The 24,564-nt window shown below is 69.8% G+C and carries 27 protein-coding genes and 1 tRNA gene; 10 read left to right on the top strand and 18 right to left on the bottom strand.

Going from position 1 to position 24,564, the window contains the following annotated elements; all coding sequences use genetic code 11:
* Positions 1 to 532 precede the first annotated feature (532 nt).
* A complete protein-coding gene (locus tag N5096_RS07200; protein ID WP_267663650.1) occupies positions 533 to 1,636 on the bottom strand; it encodes a pyridoxal phosphate-dependent aminotransferase in 1,104 nt (367 codons plus the stop codon).
* Between the two features lie 146 nt (positions 1,637 to 1,782).
* On the opposite strand from N5096_RS07200, the gene N5096_RS07195 reads away from it, so the two are divergent.
* Positions 1,783 to 2,295 (top strand): metal-dependent hydrolase, encoded by a 513-nt coding sequence (locus tag N5096_RS07195; protein ID WP_267663649.1) that lies wholly within the window; start codon positions 1,783 to 1,785, stop codon positions 2,293 to 2,295.
* A gap of 58 nt (positions 2,296 to 2,353) precedes the next feature.
* Here N5096_RS07195 and N5096_RS07190 read toward each other — a convergent pair whose 3' ends face one another.
* Positions 2,354 to 3,145, bottom strand: coding sequence for a PHP domain-containing protein (locus N5096_RS07190; protein WP_267663648.1), 792 nt, complete (start codon positions 3,143 to 3,145; stop codon positions 2,354 to 2,356).
* 139 nt (positions 3,146 to 3,284) lie between these two features.
* Between N5096_RS07190 and N5096_RS07185 the strand changes: the two genes are divergently transcribed.
* On the top strand, positions 3,285 to 3,581 hold the full coding sequence (locus N5096_RS07185; protein ID WP_267663647.1) for a DUF7565 family protein: 297 nt from the start codon (positions 3,285 to 3,287) through the stop codon (positions 3,579 to 3,581).
* Positions 3,582 to 3,615: 34 nt separating this feature from the next.
* Here the strand turns inward: N5096_RS07185 and rocF are convergent, their stop codons facing one another.
* Positions 3,616 to 4,521, bottom strand: coding sequence for an arginase (gene rocF / locus N5096_RS07180; RefSeq protein WP_267663646.1), 906 nt, complete (start codon positions 4,519 to 4,521; stop codon positions 3,616 to 3,618).
* Between the two features lie 104 nt (positions 4,522 to 4,625).
* Here rocF and N5096_RS07175 point away from each other — a divergent pair, with 104 nt between their 5' ends.
* Both N5096_RS07175 and N5096_RS07170 read left to right on the top strand, forming a co-directional pair.
* Positions 4,626 to 5,021 carry a 6TM ABC transporter family protein gene (locus N5096_RS07175; protein ID WP_267663652.1) on the top strand — a complete coding sequence of 132 codons (396 nt, stop codon included), beginning with the start codon at positions 4,626 to 4,628 and terminating at the stop codon, positions 5,019 to 5,021.
* 132 nt (positions 5,022 to 5,153) lie between these two features.
* A complete protein-coding gene (locus tag N5096_RS07170; RefSeq protein ID WP_267663645.1) occupies positions 5,154 to 5,687 on the top strand; it encodes an Rrf2 family transcriptional regulator in 534 nt (177 codons plus the stop codon).
* A gap of 175 nt (positions 5,688 to 5,862) precedes the next feature.
* Here N5096_RS07170 and N5096_RS07165 read toward each other — a convergent pair whose 3' ends face one another.
* The 6 genes from N5096_RS07165 to N5096_RS07140 form a co-directional block, all read right to left on the bottom strand.
* On the bottom strand, positions 5,863 to 7,044 hold the full coding sequence (locus N5096_RS07165) for an NAD(P)/FAD-dependent oxidoreductase (protein ID WP_267663644.1): 1,182 nt from the start codon (positions 7,042 to 7,044) through the stop codon (positions 5,863 to 5,865).
* 81 nt (positions 7,045 to 7,125) lie between these two features.
* The gene (locus N5096_RS07160; RefSeq protein ID WP_267663642.1) at positions 7,126 to 7,998 is read right to left on the bottom strand and encodes a nucleoside phosphorylase; all 873 of its coding nucleotides are present in this window, start codon (positions 7,996 to 7,998) and stop codon (positions 7,126 to 7,128) included.
* A gap of 84 nt (positions 7,999 to 8,082) precedes the next feature.
* Entirely contained in the window at positions 8,083 to 8,484 is a 402-nt protein-coding gene (cdd, locus tag N5096_RS07155; RefSeq protein WP_267663641.1) for a cytidine deaminase, read from the bottom strand.
* Between the two features lie 81 nt (positions 8,485 to 8,565).
* The gene (locus N5096_RS07150) at positions 8,566 to 9,603 is read right to left on the bottom strand and encodes an AI-2E family transporter (protein ID WP_267663640.1); all 1,038 of its coding nucleotides are present in this window, start codon (positions 9,601 to 9,603) and stop codon (positions 8,566 to 8,568) included.
* 97 nt (positions 9,604 to 9,700) lie between these two features.
* Positions 9,701 to 10,291 (bottom strand): GNAT family N-acetyltransferase, encoded by a 591-nt coding sequence (locus tag N5096_RS07145; protein ID WP_267663639.1) that lies wholly within the window; start codon positions 10,289 to 10,291, stop codon positions 9,701 to 9,703.
* Between the two features lie 60 nt (positions 10,292 to 10,351).
* Entirely contained in the window at positions 10,352 to 11,578 is a 1,227-nt protein-coding gene (locus N5096_RS07140) for a pyridoxal-phosphate dependent enzyme (RefSeq protein ID WP_267663638.1), read from the bottom strand.
* Between the two features lie 622 nt (positions 11,579 to 12,200).
* On the opposite strand from N5096_RS07140, the gene N5096_RS07135 reads away from it, so the two are divergent.
* Positions 12,201 to 13,514 (top strand): NAD(P)/FAD-dependent oxidoreductase, encoded by a 1,314-nt coding sequence (locus tag N5096_RS07135; RefSeq protein WP_267663637.1) that lies wholly within the window; start codon positions 12,201 to 12,203, stop codon positions 13,512 to 13,514.
* Here the strand turns inward: N5096_RS07135 and N5096_RS07130 are convergent.
* The 4 genes from N5096_RS07130 to N5096_RS07115 all read right to left on the bottom strand — a co-directional run bounded on the left by N5096_RS07130 (position 13,509) and on the right by N5096_RS07115 (position 16,554).
* A complete protein-coding gene (locus tag N5096_RS07130) occupies positions 13,509 to 13,925 on the bottom strand; it encodes a type II toxin-antitoxin system VapC family toxin (RefSeq protein ID WP_267663636.1) in 417 nt (138 codons plus the stop codon). The genes N5096_RS07135 and N5096_RS07130 overlap by 6 nt on opposite strands.
* A complete protein-coding gene (locus N5096_RS07125; protein ID WP_267663634.1) occupies positions 13,922 to 14,191 on the bottom strand; it encodes an AbrB/MazE/SpoVT family DNA-binding domain-containing protein in 270 nt (89 codons plus the stop codon). The genes N5096_RS07130 and N5096_RS07125 overlap by 4 nt, the downstream gene beginning before the upstream one ends.
* Before the next feature lie 41 nt (positions 14,192 to 14,232).
* Positions 14,233 to 15,438 carry a thiamine pyrophosphate-dependent dehydrogenase E1 component subunit alpha gene (locus N5096_RS07120; RefSeq protein WP_267663633.1) on the bottom strand — a complete coding sequence of 402 codons (1,206 nt, stop codon included), beginning with the start codon at positions 15,436 to 15,438 and terminating at the stop codon, positions 14,233 to 14,235.
* A gap of 75 nt (positions 15,439 to 15,513) precedes the next feature.
* Positions 15,514 to 16,554, bottom strand: coding sequence for an NAD(P)-dependent alcohol dehydrogenase (locus N5096_RS07115; RefSeq protein WP_267663632.1), 1,041 nt, complete (start codon positions 16,552 to 16,554; stop codon positions 15,514 to 15,516).
* Positions 16,555 to 16,710: 156 nt separating this feature from the next.
* On the opposite strand from N5096_RS07115, the gene N5096_RS07110 reads away from it, so the two are divergent.
* Entirely contained in the window at positions 16,711 to 17,772 is a 1,062-nt protein-coding gene (locus N5096_RS07110) for an amidohydrolase family protein (protein ID WP_267663631.1), read from the top strand.
* Entirely contained in the window at positions 17,772 to 18,680 is a 909-nt protein-coding gene (locus N5096_RS07105; RefSeq protein ID WP_267663629.1) for a metal-sulfur cluster assembly factor, read from the top strand. The genes N5096_RS07110 and N5096_RS07105 overlap by 1 nt, the downstream gene beginning before the upstream one ends.
* Positions 18,681 to 18,759: 79 nt before the next feature.
* On the opposite strand, the gene N5096_RS07100 is transcribed toward N5096_RS07105, so the two are convergent.
* The 4 genes from N5096_RS07100 to N5096_RS07085 form a co-directional block, all read right to left on the bottom strand.
* Entirely contained in the window at positions 18,760 to 18,957 is a 198-nt protein-coding gene (locus tag N5096_RS07100) for a hypothetical protein (RefSeq protein WP_267663628.1), read from the bottom strand.
* 32 nt (positions 18,958 to 18,989) lie between these two features.
* Positions 18,990 to 19,715, bottom strand: a complete 726-nt coding sequence (locus N5096_RS07095) for a metallophosphoesterase (RefSeq protein ID WP_267663627.1) — start codon at positions 19,713 to 19,715, stop codon at positions 18,990 to 18,992.
* Between the two features lie 46 nt (positions 19,716 to 19,761).
* Entirely contained in the window at positions 19,762 to 20,475 is a 714-nt protein-coding gene (locus N5096_RS07090; protein WP_267663626.1) for a J domain-containing protein, read from the bottom strand.
* A gap of 109 nt (positions 20,476 to 20,584) precedes the next feature.
* Positions 20,585 to 20,842 carry an MTH865 family protein gene (locus tag N5096_RS07085; RefSeq protein ID WP_267663625.1) on the bottom strand — a complete coding sequence of 86 codons (258 nt, stop codon included), beginning with the start codon at positions 20,840 to 20,842 and terminating at the stop codon, positions 20,585 to 20,587.
* 152 nt (positions 20,843 to 20,994) lie between these two features.
* On the opposite strand from N5096_RS07085, the gene N5096_RS07080 reads away from it, so the two are divergent.
* From N5096_RS07080 to N5096_RS07070, 3 genes are all read left to right on the top strand, one after another.
* Positions 20,995 to 22,047, top strand: coding sequence for a M42 family metallopeptidase (locus N5096_RS07080; protein WP_267663624.1), 1,053 nt, complete (start codon positions 20,995 to 20,997; stop codon positions 22,045 to 22,047).
* 523 nt (positions 22,048 to 22,570) lie between these two features.
* The gene (locus N5096_RS07075) at positions 22,571 to 23,176 is read left to right on the top strand and encodes an SRPBCC family protein (RefSeq protein WP_267663623.1); all 606 of its coding nucleotides are present in this window, start codon (positions 22,571 to 22,573) and stop codon (positions 23,174 to 23,176) included.
* Positions 23,177 to 23,265: 89 nt separating this feature from the next.
* Positions 23,266 to 23,337 (top strand) — tRNA-Ala (locus tag N5096_RS07070).
* A 360-nt stretch (positions 23,338 to 23,697) separates the two neighbouring features.
* Here N5096_RS07070 and N5096_RS07065 read toward each other — a convergent pair.
* Entirely contained in the window at positions 23,698 to 24,534 is an 837-nt protein-coding gene (locus N5096_RS07065; protein ID WP_267663622.1) for an alpha/beta fold hydrolase, read from the bottom strand.
* Between the last annotated feature and the right edge of the window lie 30 nt (positions 24,535 to 24,564).

Raw genomic sequence — 24,564 nt, 5'->3', positions numbered from 1 at the left:
GCTTTGGAGTTTGTAGACACAGTCTCCAAACCCTGCTGCTTCGCACGTGACGCTTTCTATGACAGGCTCTAACATGGTTGATGCTGGCTCGGCAGAGAACACCGCCAACGCCCCAGCCGCTCGGCTATAAATACTCGACTACAGATCGGCGAAGAACACCGCCAAAGCCCCAGTCGCTCGGTTATAAATACTCAACTACAGATCGGCGAAGAACACCGCCAAAGCCCCAGTCGCTCGGTTATAAATACTCGACTACAGATCGGCGAAGAACACCGCCAAAGCCCCAGCCGCGAGAAGGCCGCACGCTCGCTGCGCTCCTCAGTCGCTCGTTTCACTTCGTCCTTGCGGTGCTTGCGTCGCCTGCGGCCTTCTCGCGACTGCCCCTTTGAATCCCGCCCAACCGCACCGCAACCTCACGCCTCCCCAGCCTCGCCGCGACGGCGTTTATAAACGCCGTCGCGGGCTCCCTCGCGCGTGCGACTCGCGGCCTACCGGCCGCTCGTCGGCACGCGCCACCGCTATCTGTTCCGGATCACTCTCCGAAGTAGTCCGCGAGGCGCTCCGCGGCCTCGACGGCGCGCGGGGTGACGAGGGCGAACCGGACCCACTCGTCGCGCGCGGTGCCGAACGCCTCGCCGGGCATCCCCGCGACGCCGGCCTCGTCGACCAGCCGCTTCACGTTCGCCATCGTCCCGGGAAATCCGTCGAAGCGCGCGAGCACGTAGAAGGCTCCCTCGGGGCGGCTGTACTCGGCGCCGGCCGCGTCGAGCGCGTCAGTGAACGCGTCAGCGCGCTCGGCGAGCAGCTCGCGGGCCTCGTCGTAGTACTCCGGCGGGGTCTCCGCGAGCGCGTGGTGGACCGCGTACTGCGAGGGTCGCGCCCCGGCAACGTTCACGAGCATGTGCCGCGTCTTCGCGTCGCCGACGTGGGCCTCGGGGAAGAGCCCGTACCCGACCCGGAACCCCGTAATCGCCATCGACTTCGAGAAGCCGCCGGTGACGAGCACGCGGTCCGACTCCAGCGTCAGGGCGGACTCGAACGAACCGGTCAGGTCGAAGTGGTCGTACACCTCGTCGACGAGGACGAGGGCGTCGACCGCCTCGGCGACCCCGACGACCTCGCGGACCGCGTCGAGGTCGTAGACGGCGCCCGTCGGATTGTTCGGCGTGTTCAAGACGATCAGCGCGGTGTCCTCGCTCGCGGCCTCGCGGATCGCCGCGACGTCGAGGCCGCCGTCGCGCTCCGTCGGGGCGAACGTCGACTCGCCGCCGAGCATGTCCACCTTCCCGGGGTAGTACGGGTAGACGGGGTCGGTGAGCACCGCCTCGTCGCCCGCGTCGCGCTCGAACGCGCGCGCCATCGCGAGGTAGTTCGCCTCCCCCGTCCCGTTCGTGACGACGACGCGGTCGACGTCGACGTTCCGGCGCTCGGCGATCGCCTCCCGGAGCTCCAGGAGCCCCTCGCTCGGCGGGTACTGGAACGCGTCCGGCGGGAGGTCGGCGTACTCGCGAAGCGCCTCCCGCAGCGCGGCCGGCGGCTCCCAGTCGGGGTTACCGCTCACCATGTCGATGACGTCGCCGTCGGCCGCGGCCGCGTACTGCATCACGTGGAAGAACTTCGGCTCCTCGTACTCCATACCCACCGCTGGGCGCCGCCCCCCGTGGCTCTTTCGACCGGCGGATCCGCGGGTCGACGCCCTCCGGGTCGACGGCCGGTAAGGCGACCGTCCCCGCCGTCGGCGGGATCCGGTGGTTTCACTTACGGCCCCGGCCACCCGGAGGTATGAACAAACGCGGCCACGTTCTCAACGCCCTTCTGCTCGCGCTCGGGCTCGGCTTCGTCATCGAGCCCGGGCTCGACGTGGCGACGGCGCGGACCACCGCTCAGATCACCGTGCCGATCGTGTTGGGGGCGCTATTCCCCGACGTCGACACCGCCTTCGGGCGCCACCGGAAGACGCTCCACAGCCTTCCGGTGCTCGCCGTCTTCCTCGCGTATCCGATCGTCTTCGGTAACCTCCAGTACGTCTGGATCGGCGTGTTCACTCACTACCTCCTCGACGTCGTTGGGAGCCGGCGCGGCATCGCGCTGTTCCACCCGCTGTCGGACGCGGAGTACGGTCTCCCGACCGGCGTGACGACGAGCAGCAAGTACGCCGACCTCGTCACGGTGATCGTCACGGCCCTGGAGCTGGCGGCGTTCTGGGCGCTCCACACCTACGTCGTGACGCTCGATCTGGACGTCTCGGCCGCGGCTCGAGCCGCGAGCGAGGCGGCGGCGGGCCTCGGGCTCTGACGGGGTCCGGCCGGTTCGGTCCGGTTCGACTCGATAGTTCGCGACCCCGGCGGCTCTCTCACTTCGGCCGGTAGTCCGACAGCGTCCCGGAGTAGACGCTCACGTCGTTGAACCGCCCCTCGTAGACGACGTTGGTCGGGAGAGTCGGCTCGTCGCCGGAGAGGAACAGCCGGTCGAGCTTCTCCCAGGTGTTCTCGTAGCCCAAGTGAGCGAACTCGACGAGCCCGCGGAGCTGGTGGCCCACTCCGCCGCGGTGGACCACGGTCCGGGGGCGCTCCTCGCGGAAGGCGTCGACGACCGCGTCGGCGTCGTCGAGGTCGCCGTCGAACTCGGTCCACGCCTCCCCGACGGTGCCGGGCAGGTGCGCGTACGAGGAGCCGAAGCCGGGCTGGTCGGTCACCTCGGCGATCCGCCGGGTCCGGGCGTTCTGGTGGGGCAACAGCTTGGTGTTGTACGTCTCCACCGCGGCGAGCCGCTCGGCGTGGGCCGCGATCTCCGGGCGCGTGAGCGAGATGGTGGCGAAGCCGGGGTGCGGGACGAGCACGGCGGCCTCCTGCCGGTCGAACTCCGCCATCGCCGCCTCGAAGGTGATGTAGTCGGGGACGGGCTCGTCCAAGCCGACCACGAGCAGGTGCCGGCGGTTCCCCCAGTCGCCGGTAAACACCTCCCGGCCGGGGACGATCGTCAGGTCGTCGTCGGCGTACCGGGCCGCGCGCTCCCGGACCGTCGTCAGCCGGGTGAAGTGCGGCGCGTACACGAGCGCGTCGATCCCTCGCTCCTTCGCGAGGGCCACGACGTCGTCGTCGAGCACCTTCACGTGGGCGTCGACGCGCGTTCTCGATCGGGTCACGTTACCGGACGGTGTATGTCGCCGAGCAAAGGCGTATCGTTTGCCCGCGAGCGGATCCGGTTCCGACGGCGGGAGCGCGGCCGGGGTGAACGAGGCCGCGGGGGGAAACGGTTAATCCCCCGCGGGCGAGACGGGGAATATGCCCCGCTGGACGTGCGGAATCGACGGCTGCGACGCCGCCTTCGACGACGCTGAGTCGGCCATCGTCCACCAGACCGACGGCCACCAGCGCCACGAGTGCAAGGTGTGCGGCACGATCGTCCCGGACGGCTACTTTGCGATCCGGCACGCGTTCGACGAGCACACTCGGGCCGAGTTCGTGCGCGCGTACGACGCCGACTCCGCGGCGGTCCGCCGCCGCGAGGAGATCAAACGCGAGATCGAACGGGAGGCCGACCTCCAGCGCGTCGTCGACGAGTTGGACCGCGGCGTCTGACCGGGGAGTCGGACGTCCCTGTTCTCCCGCCCGCCTACAGCACCCGCTTCCCGAACGCGCTCGCCGCCAGCTCCGTCGCGAGCTCGGCCGTCTCGTTGTGCTGGTCGAGCGTCGGGTTCACCTCGACGAGCTCCATCGACCGGAGCGAGTCGGCCTCGTCGACGATCTCCATCGCCCTGTGGGCCTCCCGGTAGGTGACGCCCCCGCGGACCGGGGTCCCGACGCCGGGCGCCTCCTTCGGGTCGAGCCAGTCGAGGTCGAGGCTGACGTGGACCCCGTCGACGCCGGCGCCCGCGGTCGCCATCGCCTCCTCGGTGACGTCGGTGATCCCGCGCTCGTCGATGTCGGACATCGTGTACGCCGCGAACCCCCTGTCCCGGATCACTTCCACCTCCGCCTCGTCGACGGAGCGGAGCCCGACGAGCGCGACGTTCTCAGGGGAGAGGCCGGGCGCCGTCGCCCACTCCGACCCCGCGAACTCGTCGAGGCCGAGCGCGGCCGCCAGCGGCATCCCGTGAACGTTCCCGGACGGCGTCGTCGAGGGCGTGTTGAGGTCGGCGTGGGCGTCGAACCACACCGCGCCGACATCAGCGTCGCGCGCCGAGCCGACGAGCGAGCCGATCGCGATGGAGTGGTCGCCGCCGAGCCCGAGCGGTACCGCCCCGTCGGTGAGCGTCCCGCCCACCTCGTCCGCGAGGCGCCGGCAGACGTCGGCGGTCTCCCGGAGGAACTTCGCGTTCCCCGCGCTCGGCGCGTCCGCGTCCGGGTCGCGCTCCTCCGCGCGCGGGACCGCCAGGTCGCCCGCGTCGACGACGTCGACGCCCGCGCTCCCGAGCTGGTCGGCGAGCCCGCCGTACCGGATAGCTGACGGCCCCATGTCCACGCCGCGTCGGTTCGCCCCGTAGTCGGTCGGCGCGCCGATGATCCTGACGGTGGTCATATCAGAGAGCGCGGCGTCCCGGCGCTTGAATGGTGGGGTCGCGCGGCGGCGACCGGACGGACGCGATCGCACACGGTTTTGTCGCCCCGCCCCGATCGGTCGGTATGGGCGGCTCTGAAAACGGCTCTCGTTCCGGGGAGGACGCCGACAGCGACGACGCCGGCGAGGTCGACAGTGACGACGCCGGCGAGGTCGACAGCGACGACGCCGGCGAGGTCGACAGTGACGACGCCGGCGAGGTCGACAGCGACGACGCCGGCGAGGTCGACAGCGACGACGCGCCGCCCGAGTTCGACCCCGCTGACGTCAGCGGGAGCGACATCGAACCGGTCGGCGCCATGATCGCCGTGGCCTTCACCGGGGCGGTAGTCGGCCTCGTCGGCGCCGGCGTCGCGCTGTTCGTGACCGACCTCGGACTGGCCCTGATCGGGGTCGGCGTCGTCGTCGCGCTCTCCAGCCCGCTCGCGTACGTCCGGATCCGTCGCCGATACGGATCGTAGCTGCCGCCGGTACGGACCGTACCCCCCGCCGACGCGGACCGCGCTCGCCGGGGGGCGGGTCGTCAGATCCTACATAATCGTTTATAAGGGGCTTCCATCGCATTTAAGCGGTGCGGCCATCTATCCGTCTCCATGTCATCGATCGAGCTCACATCGAGTCAGAAAAGCATCCTCACAGCCCTCATCAACCTGTACGGGGAGCAGGAAGACGCCGTGAAAGGGGAGGCGATCGCCGATGAGGTCGACCGCAACCCCGGCACCATCCGCAACCAGATGCAGAGCCTGAAGGCCCTCCAGCTGGTCGAGGGCGTCCCCGGCCCGAAGGGCGGCTACAAGCCCACCTCGAACGCCTACGAGGCGCTCGACATCCAGCGCATGGACGAGCCCGCCGACGTCCCCATCTTCCACGAGAGCGAGGAGGTCACGGGCGTCAACGTCGACGGGATCGACCTCTCCAGCGTCCACCACCCCGAGCTCTGCCGCGCCGAGATCCACGTCCAGGGCTCCGTCCGGAACTTCCACGAGGGCGACTCCGTCACCGTCGGCCCGACGCCGCTCTCGAAGCTCGTCATCGACGGGACCGTCGACGGGAAAGACGACACCGCGAACATCCTCATCCTGCGGATCGACGACATGCGCGCCCCCGACGAGCCCGCCGAACACTGAGCGTCTCGCCGAGAGTCCCGCTCCGTTCTCTCTCCTCCCGACCGCCTCCACGACCCGAGCGCGGCCGCTCGACCTCGGTCGCTGATCCCGCCGCTATCGGCGGACTCACCGCTCTCGGCCCGGGACACCCGACCTCCGATAAAACGCCGTTACGACGGGTTCGGTCCCCCCGAGCTTACATGTCGCCGAACGCGCTCACGCCGCGTCCGGTCGAGGACACCTTCGCGATCCACCGCACCGCGATGGACTTCTTCAGGAGCTTCGCCGGGGCGCCGCCGAACGTCTTGATCGGCATCCCTATCACGTCGTGGGCGACCGCCTCCTCGCCGACCGAGATGACGGTCCCCTTGTCCTTGTGCTCCCACGACTGGAGGGGCGCGCCGCGGGCGGCCCGCGCGAGGTTCTCGCCCGCGACCTCGGCGGCCTGCCAGGCGGCCTGCGCGGTCGGCGGCGCGACGTCGTCGTCGCCCTGCTCGACGAGGGCGCTGTCGCCGATGGCGAACACGCGGTCGTCGCTGGTGACGAAGTCGGAGGCGGCGTGGACGCGGCTCGAGCGCTCGTCCTTCTCGACTTCGACGCCCTCGATCTCCGGCTGCCCCGTGATGCCGCCGGTCCAGACCAGCACGTCGTGCGCGAGCTCCTCCGGCTCCTCGTCCTCGCCGCCGCCGAGGTAGACCGCGTCCTCGTCGGCCTCCGAGATGAAGTCGCCCGTGAGTATCTCCACGTCGGCGTCCTCCAGCCGCTGGCGGAGCGCGCCCTGGAGCTGCGGGTCGTTGCCGGGGAAGACCTCGTCGAGCCCCTCGACGAGCGTGATCTCTATCGGGGCGCGGTGTTTGTCCCGGTACTCCGCGATCTCGCCCGCGGTCTGGATGCCGGAGAGCCCGGCGCCGCCGACGATGACCTCGACGGGGTCGGACCGGGTCGCCTCGGCCGCGGCCGACCGCACGTCCTCGTGGATCGCCTTCGCGTCGTCGAGGCTCTTGAGCTGGTGGGCGTTCTCCTCGAGCCCCTCGATGCCGAAGAAGGCGGTCGTGGAGCCGACGCCGAGCAGGAGGTAGTCGTAGTCGACGGTCGTCCCGTCCCCGGTCTCGACGACCCGCTCCTCGGTGTCGACGTCGACGACGCGGCCCTGGACGAACTCCGACTCGGGCGACTTGATCTCGTCGACGGGGATGGTGATCTTCTCGGCGACCGCGGGGTTGCGGATCGCGCGGTGGACCTCGTGGAGAACGAGGTGGTAGTCGTGCTCCGAGATCCACGTGAGCTCCGCCTCGCCCTCGCCGACCTCGTCTTCGAACGCCTTCACCGCACCCGCCCCGGCGTAGCCGGAGCCGACGACGACGACCTGTGTAGTCATGCCTGTCAATCCGCGGTGCGCGGGTAAAGTCGCTTTGGAACGCTCGCAACGCCCTCGCGGTCCGGCGACTCGCGGTCCGCCCTACAGCGAGAGCCCCGCGTGCCAGCGGTCTGCGCCCGCTTCCCGCTTGACCCCGTCCATGCGCGCGAGGAGCTTCACTGCGAGGCTCGCGGTCTCCGCCGCCCGCGACTCGCCCTCGGTCCGGAACTCGCCCGTGATCCGGTTCGCGTACACGGAGCAGACCGCGCCGGCGCGGAGCCCGTACACGCTCGCGATCGTGAGGATCGCCGACGCCTCCATCTCGATGTTCCTCACGTTGGCGTCCCGCAGCTCCGCGACCAGCTCGTCCGAGCCCGCGGCCTCGAACCCCTCGAAGCCGGCGCGGCCCTGCCCGGCGTAGAAGGAGTCGGCGCTCATCGTCACGCCCGTGTGGTAGTCGTACCCGAGCCGCTCGGCGGCGGCGACGAGCGCCGAGACGACCTCGCCGTCGGCGGCGGCCGGATACTCCTCGCGGACGTACTCGTCGCTCGTCCCCTCCTGGCGGACCGCGCCGGTCGTGATCACCAGGTCGCCGACCTCCATCCCGGGCTGGATCGCGCCGCAGGAGCCGACTCGGACGAACGTGTCGACGCCCACTCTGGCGAGCTCCTCGACGGCGATGGCGGCCGACGGAGAGCCGATCCCGGTCGACGTCACCGAGATCGGCGCGCCGTCGTAGCTGCCGGTCGCGGTGCGGTACTCGCGGTGGTGCGCGACCTCGTCGTACTCGTCCCACAGCGCCGTGACCTTGTCGACGCGCTCGGGGTCACCGGGGAGGAGCACGGCGTCGGCGACGTCGTCGGGCCCGACTTCGACGTGGTAGCCCGCCTCGTCGCTGGGGTCCTCGCTGTCGCCGCCCGCGGCGCCGTCGCCGTCGGCGGTGTGGTCGGTGGAGGTCTCGCTCTCGTCGCTCATGTCCCCGCCCTTCGGCGAGCCGTTTAAAAGTAGTTCCGTCTCGCGGTCCGTCACTCGGGCCCCGGGGACGCTCGACGACGCGACTCAGACCTCTTTCGCGTCGTCGAGCGTCCCCTCCGAGATGGTGTTCGGGAGCAGCTCGCCGAGCGTGTACTCGCTCGTCTCGCCGTCGCCCTCGTCGCAGACGACGACGAGGTCGTCGGCCGCGAACTCCGTGAGGGTCTGCCGGCACATCCCGCAGGGGGTGACGCCGTCGCGGACGCCCGAGGTGACCGCGATGCGGTCGAACTCGCGGTGACCGTTCTTCACCGCCTCCGCCACCGCGACCTCCTCGGCGTGGAGGCTGTTGGAGTAGTTCGCGTTCTCGATGTTACAGCCGACGTAGACCGTGCCGTCGGCGGTCTGGAGCGCGGCGCCGACGCGGTACTCGGAGTAGGGGACGTGGGCGGCGTCGAGCGCGTCGCGCGCGGCCTCGATCAGGTCCATACGGGGGCGTCGACCGGGCCCCGAATAAATGGCCGGTTCGCGACCGACCGCGAGCGGTCGGCGGTCCGAGCTCTCGGGGGCTCAAGCGCTCTGCTGTCCGGTGTGTCCCCGAGCGAAGGCGTCGAGGACGAGCTTCGCGCCGCCGAGGACGACCGGGCCGATGAACAGCCCGACGGCGCCGAACACGGCGAGGCCGCCGAAGATACCGATGACGATGGTCGTGGCGTTGAACGCGCCGGTCCGACCGATCAGCGCGGGCCGGAAGTACGTGTCGGAGAAGGTGACGATCAGGCCGTAGACGGCTATCGCCACGGCGGCGGTCGGTCGGCCGACCCCGACGAGATACGTCGCGGCCGGGACCCAGACGCCGAACGAGCCGACGAGCGGGAGCAGCGTCAGCACGAACGTGGCGACCGTGAGGAAGACCACGGCGGGGAGGCCGGCGATCGCGAGCCCGACGCCGAGCAGCGCAGCCTGAATGGCCGCGACGGCGACGTTCCCGACGACGGAGGCCCACATGAGCTGGTCCAGTCCCTCGCGGAGCTCGTCCGAGACCGCCTCGTCGATCGGCAGCACCCACTGGATCCACGCCACGAACGCTTCCCCGTCGCGCAACAGGGCGAACAGGACGAACAGCGTGATCGTCAGTCCGATGAACAGGCCGGGCAGACTACCGACGAGATCGATCGCCCCCGACGTGACCTGTTGGAGGCCCGTCGCGATCCGCTCCTGATTCGCTTCGTACAGGACGACGAGGTCGAACTGATACCCGGTCCTCGCGAGGAGTTCTTCGATCGACCCGATATCGATCTGCCCGTTCCTGACGGCGCTCACGACCCTGAGCGACTGTTGAATGGCGATCGTGAGGAGATAGATAGCCGGAATCAGGACGAAGAACAGCGCGGCCGCGACGACGGCGATCGCCGCGAACGTGGGTCTGAGGTACTCCTCCGCTCGTTCCTGGACGGGAGACAGGACGTACGCGAGAACCACGCCCAACAGGGCGAACTGGAGGTACGGCAGGAGGACGAACAGCACGAGGAGGCTGCTCAGCAGGGCGAGCGCGGTCAGTCCCGGGTGCCCGACGAGCCACGCCTTGGGGTCGGGTCTGTCTGACATACGGGACATGGAACGGATACGGGTTTCAGTCCGTTGGTGCGATAGCGGGGCCTCGGACGACCCCGGAGGGCCCAAGCGCGGGCGCGAGAGGCCTTCCTCACCGCCCGGTGTCGTACTTGTACGTGGCCGAGTCGGGGTCGATCCCGAAGTCCTCCGGCGACTCCTTCGGGTCGTCGGCGGCGGCGTCCGCCGGCTCGGCCTCCTTGAACGCCTCGCGGAAGCGGTCCGACATCTCGAACTCGTCGGTCGGGAGCCGCAGGCCGCCGACGTCGCCGCCGAGGAACTCGCGCTTCTCGTCGAGCCGGTCGGAGAGCGCCGGCGGGAGGTCGTCGGTGTCGACCTCGGCGAAGCCGAACTGGGTCAGGTAGTCGGGCTGGTCGGTGAGGACGTACACCGTCTCGAAGCCCTCCGCGGCCGCGGTGTCGACCAGGCGCTCGACCACGTGCGCGCCGACGCCGCGGTCGCGCCACTCCGGGAGCACGCCGATCCCGGTGAGCTCGATCCGGTTCTCCTCGCTCTCGTCGCCGCGGTGCAGGCGCAGCCGGCCGAACCCGGCCCGGTCGCCCGACTCTTGGTCGACCGCGATCACGTAGTCCCGTGACCGGAAGGCGACGTCGTCGAGTCCCAGCTGCTCGATCGCGTCCAGCAACCACGCCTCGTCACGGTTTTTGGCGTCGCGGACGTACATGTCCGAACCTATACGGGCCGACGTAAAAACGGTTCCCCGCGGACCGTCGCGCTGAAATCGCTAAATACCCTGTCCCATCAGGTGACTGCGCAGCACGTCCGGCGTCTTGAGTCCGGCGTCGCTGTTGACCAGGACGACCGTCTCGTCGCCGTCGAAGAAGCCGTCCTCCTTGAGCGCCCACGCGCCGGCGGGCGCGGCGCCGCCGGTGGCGCCCATCTCCATCACCTCGTTCTGGGCGACGGCGACCGCGCTCGCGAGGACGTCCTCGTCCTCGACGCCGACCGCGGTCCCGCCGCTCTCCCGCACCGCCTCGACCGCGGCCGCGCCGCCCGCGGGGTCCGCGATCTCCAGCTCGCCGCAGATGGTGTCGGGCGTCTCCCACGGCTCCGGCTCGTCGAGCCCGCGCTCGACCGCCGCCGCGACGGGCGCGCAGCCGGCGGCCTGCGCGGCGACGACCCTCGGGACCGCGTCGATCGCGCCGACGCGCTCCAGCTCCCTGAATCCTTTATAAACTCCCCCGACGACCTCCCCGGAGCCGGTCGGGACGACGACGACGTCGGGCGCCGCTTCGAGATCGGCGACCAGCTCGAAGGCGAGCGTCTTCACGCCGTCGTGGCGGAACGGCGTCGCGAACTCGCCGAGGTCGGTGTAGTCGGTCTCCAGCTGCTCGTCGACGGCCGCCGCCGCGTCCGGGAACCGGCCGCCGACCACGCGCATATCCCCGCCGTGGACGTTCGTCATCGCCTTGTTCGAGAACGCGCAGCGGGACGGGACGAACGAGTACGAACGCAGGTCCGCCCGGCCCGCGTACGCCGCCATCGACTGGCCCGCGTTGCCCGGGCTCGCGCACGCGAGCGGCTCGACGTCGGCCCCCGCGGCCGCCCGCGCCGCGACCGCGGTGAGCGCGACCGAGAGCCCGCGGTCGAACACCGTCCCGGTGGGGTTCCGGCCCTCGTCTTTCACGTAGACCGCGTCGACGTCGAGCTCGTCGGCGAGCCGGTCCGTCGGGACGAGCGGCGTGGCGCCCTCGCCCGCCGAGATCGCCTCCGCCGCCGGGAACGGCAGGAGCGCGTCGAAGCGCCAGTGTCCGCGGCCCGTCCCGGCCGGGCCGTCCCGCGGGGACCCGAGCAGCGTCTCGGGATCGACCGCCTCGTAGTCGTAGGCGGGGTCGAGTCCCCGCGCCTGTTCCTCGGCCGACACCGTCGTCGGGTCGGCCGTCTCGTGGACGCGACCCGACGCGCGACTCTCCAGCCCGCGGAACGCCGTCGTCGTCTCCGTCAGCTCCATACGAACCCTTGCGGCGGCGGCGACTAATCGCTTCCCTCTCGGCGGTGGACCCCGATTGAAATGATACGTTCGTTGTGCGGTGGCGCGCGCCTCCGAGCGGCCGCAGCGGAGGCCGCCCGACGAGGCTGGGGAGGTGTGAGGTGCGGTGCCGTGCGGTGCGGGGTGGGACTCAAAGGGGCAGCCGCGAGGGCGAAGCACGCCGTAGCAAGCACCGCAGCGAGCGATAGCGAGCGAGGAGCGCAGCAAGGCGCGCGAGCCCTCGCGGCTGGGGCTTTGGAGATGTTCTCGGCCACAGCGACTGCAGCGACGTGTAGCCGAGCGGTTGGGGCTTTGGAGATGTTCTCGGCCACAGCGACTGCAGCGACGTGTAGCCGAGCGGTTGGGGCTTTGGAGATGTTCTCGGCCACAGCGACTGCAGCGACGTGTAGCCGAGCGGCTGGGGCTTTGGAGGTGTTCTCGGCCACAGCGACTGCAACGACGTGTAGCTGAGCGGCTGGGGCTTTGGAGGTGTTCACCGCCGCTCCACTATCAACCATTTATAAATGACCGGCTGGGGATCGGAACTCCCTCGCCGTCTCTCCATCATCGACCGTTTATAAATTCGCGACTCGATACCTCACGTATGAACGGAGACGTCACCGTTATCGGCGGCGGGCTCGCTGGGCTCGTCGCGGCGACCCGGCTCGCCGAGGCGGGCGCGGACGTGACCCTGTACGAGCGACGGCCCGACGTCGGCGGGCGCGTGCGGACCGAGACTGTCGACGGCTTCACCCTCGACCGCGGGTTTCAGGTCCTGTTCACGAGCTACCCGGCGGTCGCGAGCGAGCTCGACGCCGACGCCCTCGACGTCCGGCGCTTCGCCCCCGGCGCGACGATCTGTCGCCCCGGGTCGCGCTCGACCCTCTCGGACCCCCTCCGCGACCTCCGCGGGGCGATCCCCTCCCTCCTGAACGACGAGGTCTCCTTCTCCGACAAGCTCCGGACGCTCGCGCTTCGGTACGACCTCTCGAAGCGCGACGAGGACGACTTCTTCGCCGGACCCGACGACTCCATCCGCGAGTACCTTTATAAATGGGGGTTCGCCGACGACTACGTGGAGCACTTCGTCGAGCCCTTCTACGGCGGGATCACCCTCGACCGGACCCTCTCGACCTCCAAGCAGGTGTTCGAGTACACGTTCCGCGCGATGGGCCGCGGGGCCATCGGCGTCCCGGCCGAGGGAATGGAAGCGATCCCCGAGGCGCTCGCGGCCCGCGCTCGGGAGGCCGGCGTGACGATCGAGACGGGCGCGGACGTGGAGTCGGTCCGGACCGCGGGACAGAGCCGGATCCCGTTCCGGACTGGCACGGGCGACGGCGCGGGCGCCACCGTCGAGCTCGCCGACGGCTCGACGCGCGAGACGGACGCGGTCGTGGTCGCGACGACCCCGCCCGAGGCCCGGAAGCTCACGGGCGTCGACTCGATCCCCACCGAGGGCGTGCCGAACGTCACCGGCTGGTACGCGCTCCCCGCCGGCGAGTCGTTCGAGACCGGACGACGGATCCTGCTGAACGCGGCCGAGGAATCCCCGAACGCCGTGATTCCGATGTCGGAAGTCGCACCCGAGTACGCCCCGGACGACCGCGCGCTGCTCGCGGCGACGTTCCTCGGCGACGACTCCTTGGACCGGCCCGCGGACGCGCTCCGCGACGACGTCCGGGACGCGCTCGAGGCGTGGTACCCCGAGCGCGACTTCGGGGGCCTGGAGACCGTCGACGTCCACCGGATCCGGTTCGCGCAGTTCGCGCAGCCGCTGGGCGTCCACGCCGACCTCCCCGACCCGGACGACCCGGAGGGACCGGTCGTCCTCGCCGGCGACTACACGGAGTGGTCGTCGATCCAGGGCGCGCTAGAGAGCGGGCGGAAAGCGGCCGACGCGGCCGGCGGGTACTTATAAAATGACAGTCTCGATCTCGTCGAGGCCCTCGAAGTCGGGATCGCCCGAGTAGAGCGTGTCACAGTCGTCGTGGGCGACGGCGCTCGCGAGGTGGATCGCGTCGGCGTAAGAGAGTTCCCGCTCTCCCCGCTCGTAGTATTTAAACCGAAGCTCTGCGGCGTACTCGGCGATTTCGTCGACCGGTGGAACGCTTTCGATGTGTTCGTAGTCGCGGATCGCGCGTACGGTCTCTCCCGCGCCCTCCTCGTCTTCGACGACGTGGAGTCGATACGACACCTCCGCCAGGACCGTCGGTGCGACGATACCTCCGCAGTCAGGCGAATTGGCGCGCTCGATTGCGGCCTCCGCCTGCTCGTCTTTGTCACCGCTGAAGACGTACTCAAGCCAGATCCAAGAATCGAGAAAAATCACTCTTCGTCTCCGCCGTACGCGGACTCCCAGGCGTCTTTCGACTCGCGGCGCATCCGATCGACGTCGATATCACGCCCTGCGAGCCGTTCTTTTACCTCACGCAGTCGGTCCATCGGCGGCCGCTTCGGGCGAACGCTGATCGTCCCGTCGTCTTCGAGTACGAACTCGACTTCCGTGCCCGCGTCGATATCGAGCGCGTCTCGGATTCGCTTCGGAATCGTCACTTGCCCCTTACTCGTCACAGTCGCTTCCTCTGAAACACTCATCCTTACATTACATTCCCAATTCTTACTTATAAATATTCGTCTTACTCTCCCCGGCGGAACGACGCCTCGCCGTGTTCGTCGACCGCCGCGAGCAACTCCTCTCGCTGGCGACGGATCTCGGGCGGGAGCTCGGCGTAGGCGTGATCGAACATGTCGCTCGGGTCGACCTCGATCGACTCCGCGACGTCGATCGCGTCGGCGACGACCTCGTCGGCCTCCTCGTGAATCGCCTCGACGCCCTCGTCGTCGATCCGGTCGGTCTCCCGGAGGAACGCCTCCATGCGGTCGAGCGGGTCGAGCGCGCGCCACGGCTCCACGTCGTCGGGGTCGCGGTAGGCGGTCGGGTCGTCGGCGGTCGTGTGCGCCCCGAACCGGTACTCGACGAACTCGATGAGGGCGGGGCGGGGCTCGCCGCCGTCGAACTCCTCTCCGTCCGCCGAGTCCCCGTCCGACTCATCTCTGTCTCCCGAGTCTCCTCCGTCGCCCCGCGCCCGCTCCGCCGCCTCCCGCGTGACCGCGTAGCTCGCGAGGGGATCCATCCCGTCGACGCGGACGCCCTCGAAGCCGTAGGCGGCCGCCTTCTCGGCGAAGGTGTCGCTCGCGGTCTGTCGCGACTCCGGGATCGAGATCGCCCAGCCGTTGTTGTGACAGCAGAAGAGCGTCGGCGTGTCGAAGACGCCCGCGAAGTTCATCGCCTCGTGGAAGTCGCCCTCGCTGGTCGCGCCCCCGCCGAAGTGCGCGGCGACGAGCCGGTCCTCGCCCCGGTAGTCGAACGCCCACGCGGCGCCGACCGCGTGCGGGAGGTGCGCCGCGATCCCGATGTTCAGCGGGAAGACGTTGCCGTCGGCGATCGCCTCGGTCCCGGACTCGTGGCCCATCCAGTAGGGAAGGTACTCCGACAGGAGGTCGCGGACGACGACCGCGCCGTGCTCGCGGTACTGGTAGCTGATCAGGTCCCGGTCCGCGAGCGCGTGCGTCGACCCGACTGCGGAGCCCTCCTGGCCCGCGCAGGGCGCGTACGTCCCGATACGCCCCTGTCGCTGGAGGCTCACCGCGCGCTCGTCGAACCGCCGGGTGACGACCAAGTCGCGGTAGATCGCGCGGAACTGCTCGTCCGACAGGTCCGGGACCGTCGCGTCCGGCAGCGGGCTGCCGTCCGGTCCGAGCACGCGGTAGACGTCCGCGTCGGCGAGCGGGTCGGTCGCGGCGTCGGGGGAACCGGCGGCGTCGTCGCCGTTCTCGTCCATGGGCAATCGGTGTGCGCTCCGGTCACAAGGAGTTAGCGGTCGGGGTTGAGACGCCGACCTCGTTCGACGCCCGGCTCAGGGCGTGATCACGGCGCGCCCGTCGATCTCGCCGTGTTCGAGCTTCTCCGCGACCGTGTTGATGTCGCCGAGGTCGTACCGGCTGGTGTGGAGGTCGACGTCTCCCTGCTCGACGAGCGCGACCAGCTCCTGGAGCTCCGCGTACCGCCCGACGATGTTGCCGACGAAGGAGAACTCCCCGTTCACCAGCGCCTGCGCCGGCTCGTGGACGTGCCCGCCGTAGCCGATGATGTGGTGGTCGCCGCCGGCGGCGGTGATGTCGGGCGCGTACCCGGTGGTCACGTCGGCCCCGACGAAGTCGAGCACCTGTTCGGCGCCCGTCTCGTCGGTGATCGCTTCGATCTCCTCGCGGACGTCCGCCTCGCCCGGGTTGACGAGGTGGTCCGCGCCGTACCCGTCCGCGAGGTCGAGCGCGGACTCCTTCAGGTCGACCGCGGTGATCCGGGCCGCGCTCATCGCGTTTAGGCACTGTAGCCCGATGTGGCCCAGCCCGCCGACGCCGATGACGACCGCGTGGTCGCCCGGACTGAGTTCGCCGACCGCCTTCTTGACGGCGTGGTACGCCGTGATCCCGGCGTCGGCGTGCGGCGCGATGTCGATCGGCTCGACGCCGCTCGGCAGGGGGATCACCGAGCGCTCGCTGGTGTGGAGGTACTCGGCGAAGCCGCCGTCGACGGTGAGCCCGTTGAACGAGTCGTTCTCGCAGTACATCGTCTCGCCGAGCCGACAGGGACGGCAGGTGCCGCAGGTCTGGACCGGGTGACAGATCACCGGGTCGCCCTCGGAGACGAGGCCGACGTCCTCGCCCGTCTCGACGACCGTGCCCGCGTTCTCGTGACCGAGCGTCATCGGGAGGTCCTGCGGGACGTACTCCTCCCACATCCCCTCGATGATGTGATTGTCAGTCTGACACCAGCCCGCCCCCTCGACCTCGACGATCACGTCGCTCGCGCCCGTCACGTCCGGTCGGTCGACGTCGTCGATCGCTAGCCCTTCGCTCATGTCGTCGGTGTACTCGTGGAGTCTGGCAGCTTGCATGTGACTGAGTATCTCACACACTCCCACATAAACATTCGTTACGAGATTGGGGTGAATATCTAAACTATGTACGCGTTTTGAGTTCTCAAACTACCAATGGTAAAAATCTTGAACGATCCTTATAGTTATGTGTGATCCCACCTCATGACAACTCGTATGTACGAGATGGACGGCGAGGAGGTCTTCGTGATCGACGGCCACGTGCACATGTGGGACGCCCGGGAGGAGAACATCATCCACGAGGGGGGCGAGCAGTTCCTCCAGTGTTTCTACGATTACCACACCGGGTTCACGCCGGAAGAGGAGCAGTGGGACATCGACACGTACCGGCACTACGGCGCCGACAAGATGACCGAGGACCTGTTCGGGAATGCGGCCGCCGACATGGCGGTCTTCCAGCCCACGTACCTCGACGACTTCTACGACGAGGGGTTCAACACGACCGAACAGAACGCGGAGCTCGCCGAGGAGTACCCCGAGCGGTTCGTGCTCAACGGGAGCTTCGACCCTCGCGACGGCGAGGAGGGGCTGCGCTACCTCGAACACCTCAAAGAGGAGTACGACATCCCGGGCGTGAAGCTGTACACCGCCGAGTGGCGCGACGACTCGAAGGGGTGGCGGCTCGACAGCGACGACGCCTTCGAGTTCTTAGAGAAGTGCTCGGAGCTCGGCATCGAGAACATCAACGCCCACAAGGGGCCGACGATCCGCCCGCTCAACCGCGACGCCTTCGACGTGGAGGACATCGACGACGCCGCGTCGTCGTTCCCGGAGCTCAACTTCATCGTCAACCACGTCGGGCTCCCGCGGCTCGACGACTTCTGCTGGATCGCCGCCCAGGAGCCGAACGTCTACGGCGGGCTCGCGGTCGCCTCCGCGATGTCGACCCACCGCGAGCGGAAGTTCGGCGAGATCATGGGCGAGCTCCTCTTCTGGCTCGGCGAGGACCGGATCCTGTTCGGCTCCGACTACGCGCTGTGGAACCCGGACTGGCTCGTCGACCAGGTAATGAACGCGGAGCTCACCGACGAGCAGAAAGACGAGTACGGCGTCGAGCTCGACGTCGACGTCATGAAGAAGATCATGGGCGAGAACGTCGCGGAGCTGTACGACATCGACATCGAGGAGAAGAAGCGCCAGTTCCGCGACGACGACATCAGCGAGCGGTTCGACCTGGCCGACCACTACGGCGGCGACGCGGGGGCCGCGGCGGACTGATGTCGGGGAGCAGCGCGGACCCGACGAGCGACGCCGGCGACGGTCGGCGGAGCGAACCCGCCGACCCGACTGGCGGCCCACAGGGGACGGCGGCCGTCAGGGAGCGACTGGACCGCGTCGAGGATCCGGAGCTCGCCCGCTCCATCGTCGAGCTTGACTACATCGACGCGATCGATATCGACGGGGACCGCGTCGAGGTCCGGTTCACCCTCCCGACGGCGTGGTGCTCGCCCGCCTTCGCGTGGATGATGGCGACCGACGCCCGCGACGAAGTCGAGGCGCTCGACTGGGTACGCGAGGCGCGGATCGAGCTGTGCGACCACATGCACGGCGAGGAAATCACGACCGGCGTTAACGCACGCGACACCTTCGGCGAGACGTTCCCCGACGCGGACGGCGGGGTAGCGGAGGTCCGGGCGGCCATCGCCGACAAGGCCCGCGTCTCGACGCAGCGCGACGCGATCGACGCGCTCCTTGAGGCCGGCGTCGACCCGGAGCAGATCGTCGCTCTCGAACGCTCGGACGTCGACGTCGCCGGCGACGAGGCGCACGTCGACCTCGGCGGGCTCTCGGTCGTCGTCGACGCCGCGCCGATCGCCGACTACCTCGACCGCGTCGAGACGAGCGGCCACGTGACGAGCGGCGACGACACGGTGTTCCTGACGCCGGAGGCCGACCCGATCCCGGCCGACCGACTGGACGTGGTGCAGAAGCGCTCTCGGCTCGCGTCCGTGAACATGGGCGGGCAGGGCGCCGTCTGCGACGCGCTTCACCGCGCCCGCCACGGACCCGACGGCCCGGACGGGTCCGGGGCGTCGTACGTCGACCGGTCGACGTCCGATCAGTCGGCGTACGACGGCGACGTTGACGAGTTCACGTCGACGTGGACGCTCAGCTCTGACGACTGAGTCGCGCCTCGCCGGCCGATTGTCCCGCCGTCGCGGTCTCCCCGCCTGTCGACCGCCCCGCCATCGCGGTTTCTCGTCCTCAGCGGATCGGGCCGAGACCCCCGAGTCCGCCGCCTCCGGACCCGCCGTCCTCCTCGGGCTCGCCGTGTCCCTCTTTCTCCAGTCCGTGTCGACCGCTCGTGGCCCACTCGTCACGGTCCCAGCCGCACTCCGGGCACTCGCCCTCGCCCCAGTCGAACGGCTCGCCACACCCAAGACAGGCGTTCTCCGTGTTCATGGGTCACGATACGCACGACGGAACAAAAGCGTTCACAACAGCTCGCGGAACTCCCCCAGCGGCGGGAACCGGAGCGGCTCTCCGGCATCGCCCGTGTCGGGGTCCACGACGACCGGTGCCAGCCGGTCCGCGTCGGCGACGAGCGGGGAGTCGAACGCGCCGGTCCGCATGTCGTTGACCGCCACGCCCGGGGCGAGCCGGGTGAACGCGGGCAGCATGAGGAGGTCGGCACCGCGGTGAACCGCTTCGCCCCGGAGGAAGCAGGGGCGCCGGTCGCCCTCGATCTCGATCGTTGGGTGGACGTGGCCGGTCACGTACCGGTCCCCCGCCGCCGACGGCGCCTCGTGGCCGTGACAGACGACGGTGCGGGGCGCTGTCGGGTCGCCGTCGGCGGGACCGAGGACGTACTCCTCGCGAACCGGACCGTCCCACGCGCTCGCGAGAGCGGTGTCGTGGTTGCCCGCGACGAGCTCGAGGGCGGTCCCGTTCGCCTCGCAGACGTCACGGAGCGCCGCCAGGGTCCCCAGGCTCCGATCGGTGACGCGGTCGAACGTGTGGACGACGTCGCCGGCGACGACGGCGGTCTCGGGGTCGAACCGTCTCACCAGTCCGGCGAGCCGGTCGGCGAGGTCCTCGCGCTCGCCGACCGGGAGCGAGACCGTGGAGGCCTCCCCGCGGCCGACGTGGAGGTCGGCGACGACGAGCGCGTCGTGGCGGCCGAGGTACGCCGCGCGCTCGCCGAAGGCGACTCCCGTCATCGACCGCCCCCCGTCACCGGCCGCACCCTATCATCGGCCGCCCCCGTCACCGGCCGAAGCCCGTTGGGGGGTCGGTGCGGTCAGTGCGGTCGGTCCGGCCGCTCCGGGCGGCGGGGCGCCCCCGATCGGTCTCCTCACTGGCGCCGCCGGCGTGGTTGCGGGCGGTCGCGTACGCCTCGCGGACGCGCCGGAACGACTCCTCGTCGCCGCCCTGGTCCGGGTGGGTCTCCTTGACGCGCTCGCGGTAGGCGCGTTTCACCTCGTCGGCGTCGGCGTCGCGGTCGACGTCGAGCTCCGCGAACGCCGCGGCGACCGGGTCGGGACCGCCGGGGTCGACGGCGGGATCCGGCCCCCAATCGGGCTCGATCACGTCGAACGGGAGGCGGCGGCCGAGCCCCCGACCCGGCATCTCGTGTTCGCAGAGGACGGTGTAGACGCCCTCGCCCTCCAACCGGAAGTAGTCGTGCGCGTCGAACGTGATGGCGACCTCGCGCCGGGGGAGGTAGAAGGGGACGGCTACCTCCCCGAGCGCGTGGTCCTCGCGGAACCGCTCGTCGATCGCCGACAGGTACTCGCGGATCTCTCGGCGGCGTCGCTCGTCGCCCGCGCTGGTCTGGTCTTCCCCGGCCGCGGCGACGCTCGGAGCGACGAACCGGTTCCCGAGGTAGAAGACGACCGCCGCGAGCGCGGAGGCGACGCCGCCGACCGCGACTCCGATCAGGATCCACGGCGGCACCGCGCCGATGAGCTCGACGACCACGACCTCCGTAACGGCTCGGCGCCTATCAACCTCTCGCCGGGCGACGGCGGCTCGGCGAGCGACGCGCTCCGGCGGGGAGAGGCGTAGTTAAAAAAGCGGGGCGCCGACGTCAGATCATCCCCTTCGACTCGAGGCCGTCGAGGATGTCGTCGACGAGCGCCTCGGGGGTGTCGTAGGGGAACTCCTGTTCGCTGCCGAGCTTCGCGGCCAGCTCCATCGCCGTGAGGCTCACGTCGCCGGCCTCGAACTTCGTGGCCGGGCCGTCCGGGAGCGCCGGGACGAGGTCCATCTGGTTCTCGACGGGGAAGTCGGCGCCGCCGAACGCGTCGAGGAACTGTTCGCGGAGTTCCGCTCTGACGTCAGTCATACAGCCCTATCCCGCGAGCCGCCGCAAAAGCGTTGCGGAACAACGGCAAACAAATTTGTAGTTCTCGAACGACGAGAGCCGGACGGACCGCCCAAACCCGACGCTCGTGCCGGAACCTCACTCCCTTTGTCGCTGGGCCACAACCCTCGTCCATGTCGTTGGACTTCGATTTCGACCTGCTGCGAGAGCTGACCGAGGCCCGCGGCGTCCCGGGCTACGAGGACGACGTCCGCGAGATTGTGCGCCGCGAGTTCGCCGAGACCGCCGACCGGGTCCGGTCCGACGCGATGGGGAACGTGGTCGGGACGATCGAGGGCGACGGCGACTACTCGGTCGCGGTCGCGGCCCACATGGACGAGATCGGGTTCATGGTCCGACACGTCACCGACGAGGGGTTCGTCCAGGTGGACCCGCTCGGCGGCTTCGACGCCCGCGTGCTCCGCGCCCAGCGCGTCACGGTCCACGGCGAGGAGGACTGCACCGGCGTCATCGGCTCCGTGCCCCCGCACACGCTCACGGAGGAACAGACGGAGCGGAGCGACGAGGTCTCCGACGTGTTCATCGACCTCGGGCGCGACGCCGAGGCGGTCGAGGCGCTCGTCGGCGTCGGCGACCTCGTCACGCTCGACCAGACGACGACGCGCATGGGCGACCGGATCACGGGGAAGGCGCTCGACGACCGGGTCTGTCTGTTCGCGATGCTGGAGGCCGCCCGCCGGATCGACGACCCCGACGTGACGGTCCACTTCGCCGCGACGGTCCAGGAGGAGGTCGGAATCCGGGGCGCGACCGCGCTCGGCGTCGACATCGACCCGGACCTCGCCGTCGCGCTCGACGTCACCGTCGCCAACGACGTCCCGCAGATCGGCGAACCGGCCGACGCCGTGACCGAGCTCGGCGAGGGGACCGCGATCAAGCTCAAGGACTCCTCCGTGATCACCAGCCCGAAGGTCCACGGTCGGCTGACCGACGTGGCCGAAACCGAAGACATCGATCACCAACACGAGGTGTTGCCCGCGGGCGGCACCGACACCGCTGGGTTCCAGAACACGGCGGGCGCGAAGCCCGTCGGCGCCATCTCGATCCCGACGCGGTACCTTCACACCGTCACCGAGACCGCCGACGGCGGCGACGTCGCGGCGACGATCGACCTCCTCACCGCGTTCCTCGATTCCGAGACCGGCAAGCACGACTACAGTTTATAAGCATATCATAAATAGCAACGCGGAGGCGCGCACCTGCGAGCGCCCAGCGGGCGCGAGCAGAGTGCGCGAGGGAGTCGGTCGCCCGGAGCGAAGCGAAGGGCGACCGACAGGGCGAGAGCGAAGCTCTCGCTTGCAGCCGGCGGCTTCGCCGCCGGCGACGAGGCTGGGGAGGCGTGAGGTGCTGTGCGGTGCGGGGTGGGACTCAAAGGGGCAGCCGCGAGGACGGCGCAGGCGATGCAAGCACTGGAAAGAGCGAGCAACGCGAGCGACTGAAGCGCGCAGCGAGCGTGCGCCGTCCTCGCGGCTGGGGCTTTGGAGGTGTTCACCGCCGATCCGTGTTCAACCATTTATAAGTGAGCAGCTGAGGGCTTTGGAGTTGTTCATCGGAGCGTCCATTTATAAATAAACGGCTGGGAATCTCTCTCCACTCGCTGTTCCGCCGACCGCCTTGCGACCAACGACCCGGCTGTCCCGCACGTAGTATCGCCGGACCGCTTATTACGCCCCGCCCGAACCACCGTGCGTGGACGAACTCGTCGTGAGCACCGAGGTGTACGCCGACCCGGAGGAGGTGTACGAGTTCCTGCTCGACTTCCCGGGCTACGCGCGCTACTCGAAGTACCTCGACGGCGTGCGGACGATCGAGGGCGACGGCGGTCCCGGCACCCGCTACGCGCTCCGGTTCGCGTGGTGGAAGGTATCCTACACGGCCCACTCGCGGGTGACCGGCGTCGAGCCGCCCGAGCGGATCGACTGGGAGATCACGAAGGACATCGACGCCGGCGGCCGCTGGCGCGTGACGCCGGTGACGGGTGCGGACGGTGACGCCGGTAGCGACGGTGACGTCGATGCCGACGCCGACAGCGACGCGGACGCCGGCACCGACGTCGACGCTGACGCCAACGCCCCGGTCTGCGAGGTCGCGCTCGAAGTCGAGTTCGACCCGGGATCGGCCAGCCCGGACGCGCTCGACCTCCCGCGGCTCGTCTCCTTCGACTGGGTGGTGAAGAAGGCGGTCCCGCTCATTCGGACCGAGGCCGAGCGGGTCATCCAGCGCGCGGTCCGCGATCTGGAGGACTCGAGCCGCGGCGTCGACCTCGACGTGTACGTCGATTCCGAGCGGATCTGAGGGCTGAAGGCACGCGCGGAGCCGGTCTTCCCGCCGTCGTCGAGTCGAAGGCCTTAATGTATCCAGCGGAGAACGGTGGAACGCAGCGAGGGCTCGTAGATCAGTGGTAGATCATCCCCCTGGCACGGGGAAGGCCCGGGGTTCAAATCCCCGCGAGTCCACTCCTTCGCTCACTTCGTTTGCTCAGTCGCTTCCTCGCCTGCCCCCGCTCGCTCCGCTCGTGGGGACCCCGCGAGTCCATAATTTTGTGCCGCGAGCAATATCGCGAGCGGCGCAATCCTGCAACGAGCGGGATTTGAACCCTGCCAGTCGCGCGCAGCGAACGGTGCGAGATGCGAGCGAAGCGAGCACCTCGATAAGCGACCGGCACCGCCACGAGCAGTGAGCGAGCACGCCTGGCTCTGGTTCACGGTCCCGGCAGGTCCACTCGACTCCCTTCCCGTACCCTCTCATCGGCTCCCCTCTCGTTGCTCACCGTGAGACGACTGCCGCCGCTCGGGTGACTTCCCGATCCCCGTCCGCTACGCGTCGCCGACCCACTGCAACACCTCACACCGATAATCGAGCAGCGTTCCGAGGTGATCGGTCTCGGCAGTCGTGAGCGTCGCTTCGCGCTCGCCCGCGAGCGCCTCCACGGCCGACAGCGGCGCGTTCCCGTCGCGGGTCCCGTGCCAAGCGCGGACGGGGACCGGAGTTCGGTCGATCCCTGCCCACTCGCTCCCGAACGACCGGTTCTCCCGAGCGACCGCCGTCGCCCCCTGCCGCAGAGCCTCGTGGAAGTCGTCGGCGACCGCCCGCGAAACGGCCTCCGGTACGGACCGGTCGGTGTACTGTCCGACGACCGTGTCCGGACCCGCCACTGATGCGAACGCGCCCGACAGCCGGAAGAGGGCGCGAACGGCGAACGGGACCCGCGACAGCCGCACGAGGGCGACTTCCGCCGGCGGGACGACGCTGCTGACCAGCCCGACCCGGGACACGCGATCGCTCCCCCCGGCCGCGAGCGCGAACGGGCCTCCGCCCGAGAAGCCAACGACTCCGCACCGTTCGACCGACTCCGCGTCGAGGAGGGCCGCGAGGTCCCTCCGCCACTCCCGCCACCCCCAGTCGTCCGGCGGCGGCGACGAGCGCCCGTAGCCGGGTCGATCCGGAACGAGGAGTCGGACGCCCGCTTCCGCCGCGGCGTCGTCGAGGAGCGACGCGAACAGCCGCGACCCCGGGGTTCCGTGGTGCGCGACGACCGGCGTCCCGCTCTCGTCCCCGCCGACGGCGTAGGCGAGCGTTCGACCGTCCCCGAGCGCGCACGTCTCAGCCGCGGGCGCGACACCGCGGTCCTCTCGTCGAGATTCCCGTTGCATGCCTCGGCGTTCCGCCCCGCTCGGCATAAC

It is taken from the genome of Halorubrum yunnanense (genome assembly GCF_026586675.1).
Classification (GTDB): Archaea; Halobacteriota; Halobacteria; order Halobacteriales; family Haloferacaceae; genus Halorubrum; species Halorubrum yunnanense.
Note: the sequence above shows the minus strand (reverse complement) of the source record. Positions and strands in the feature narration are given on the sequence as shown.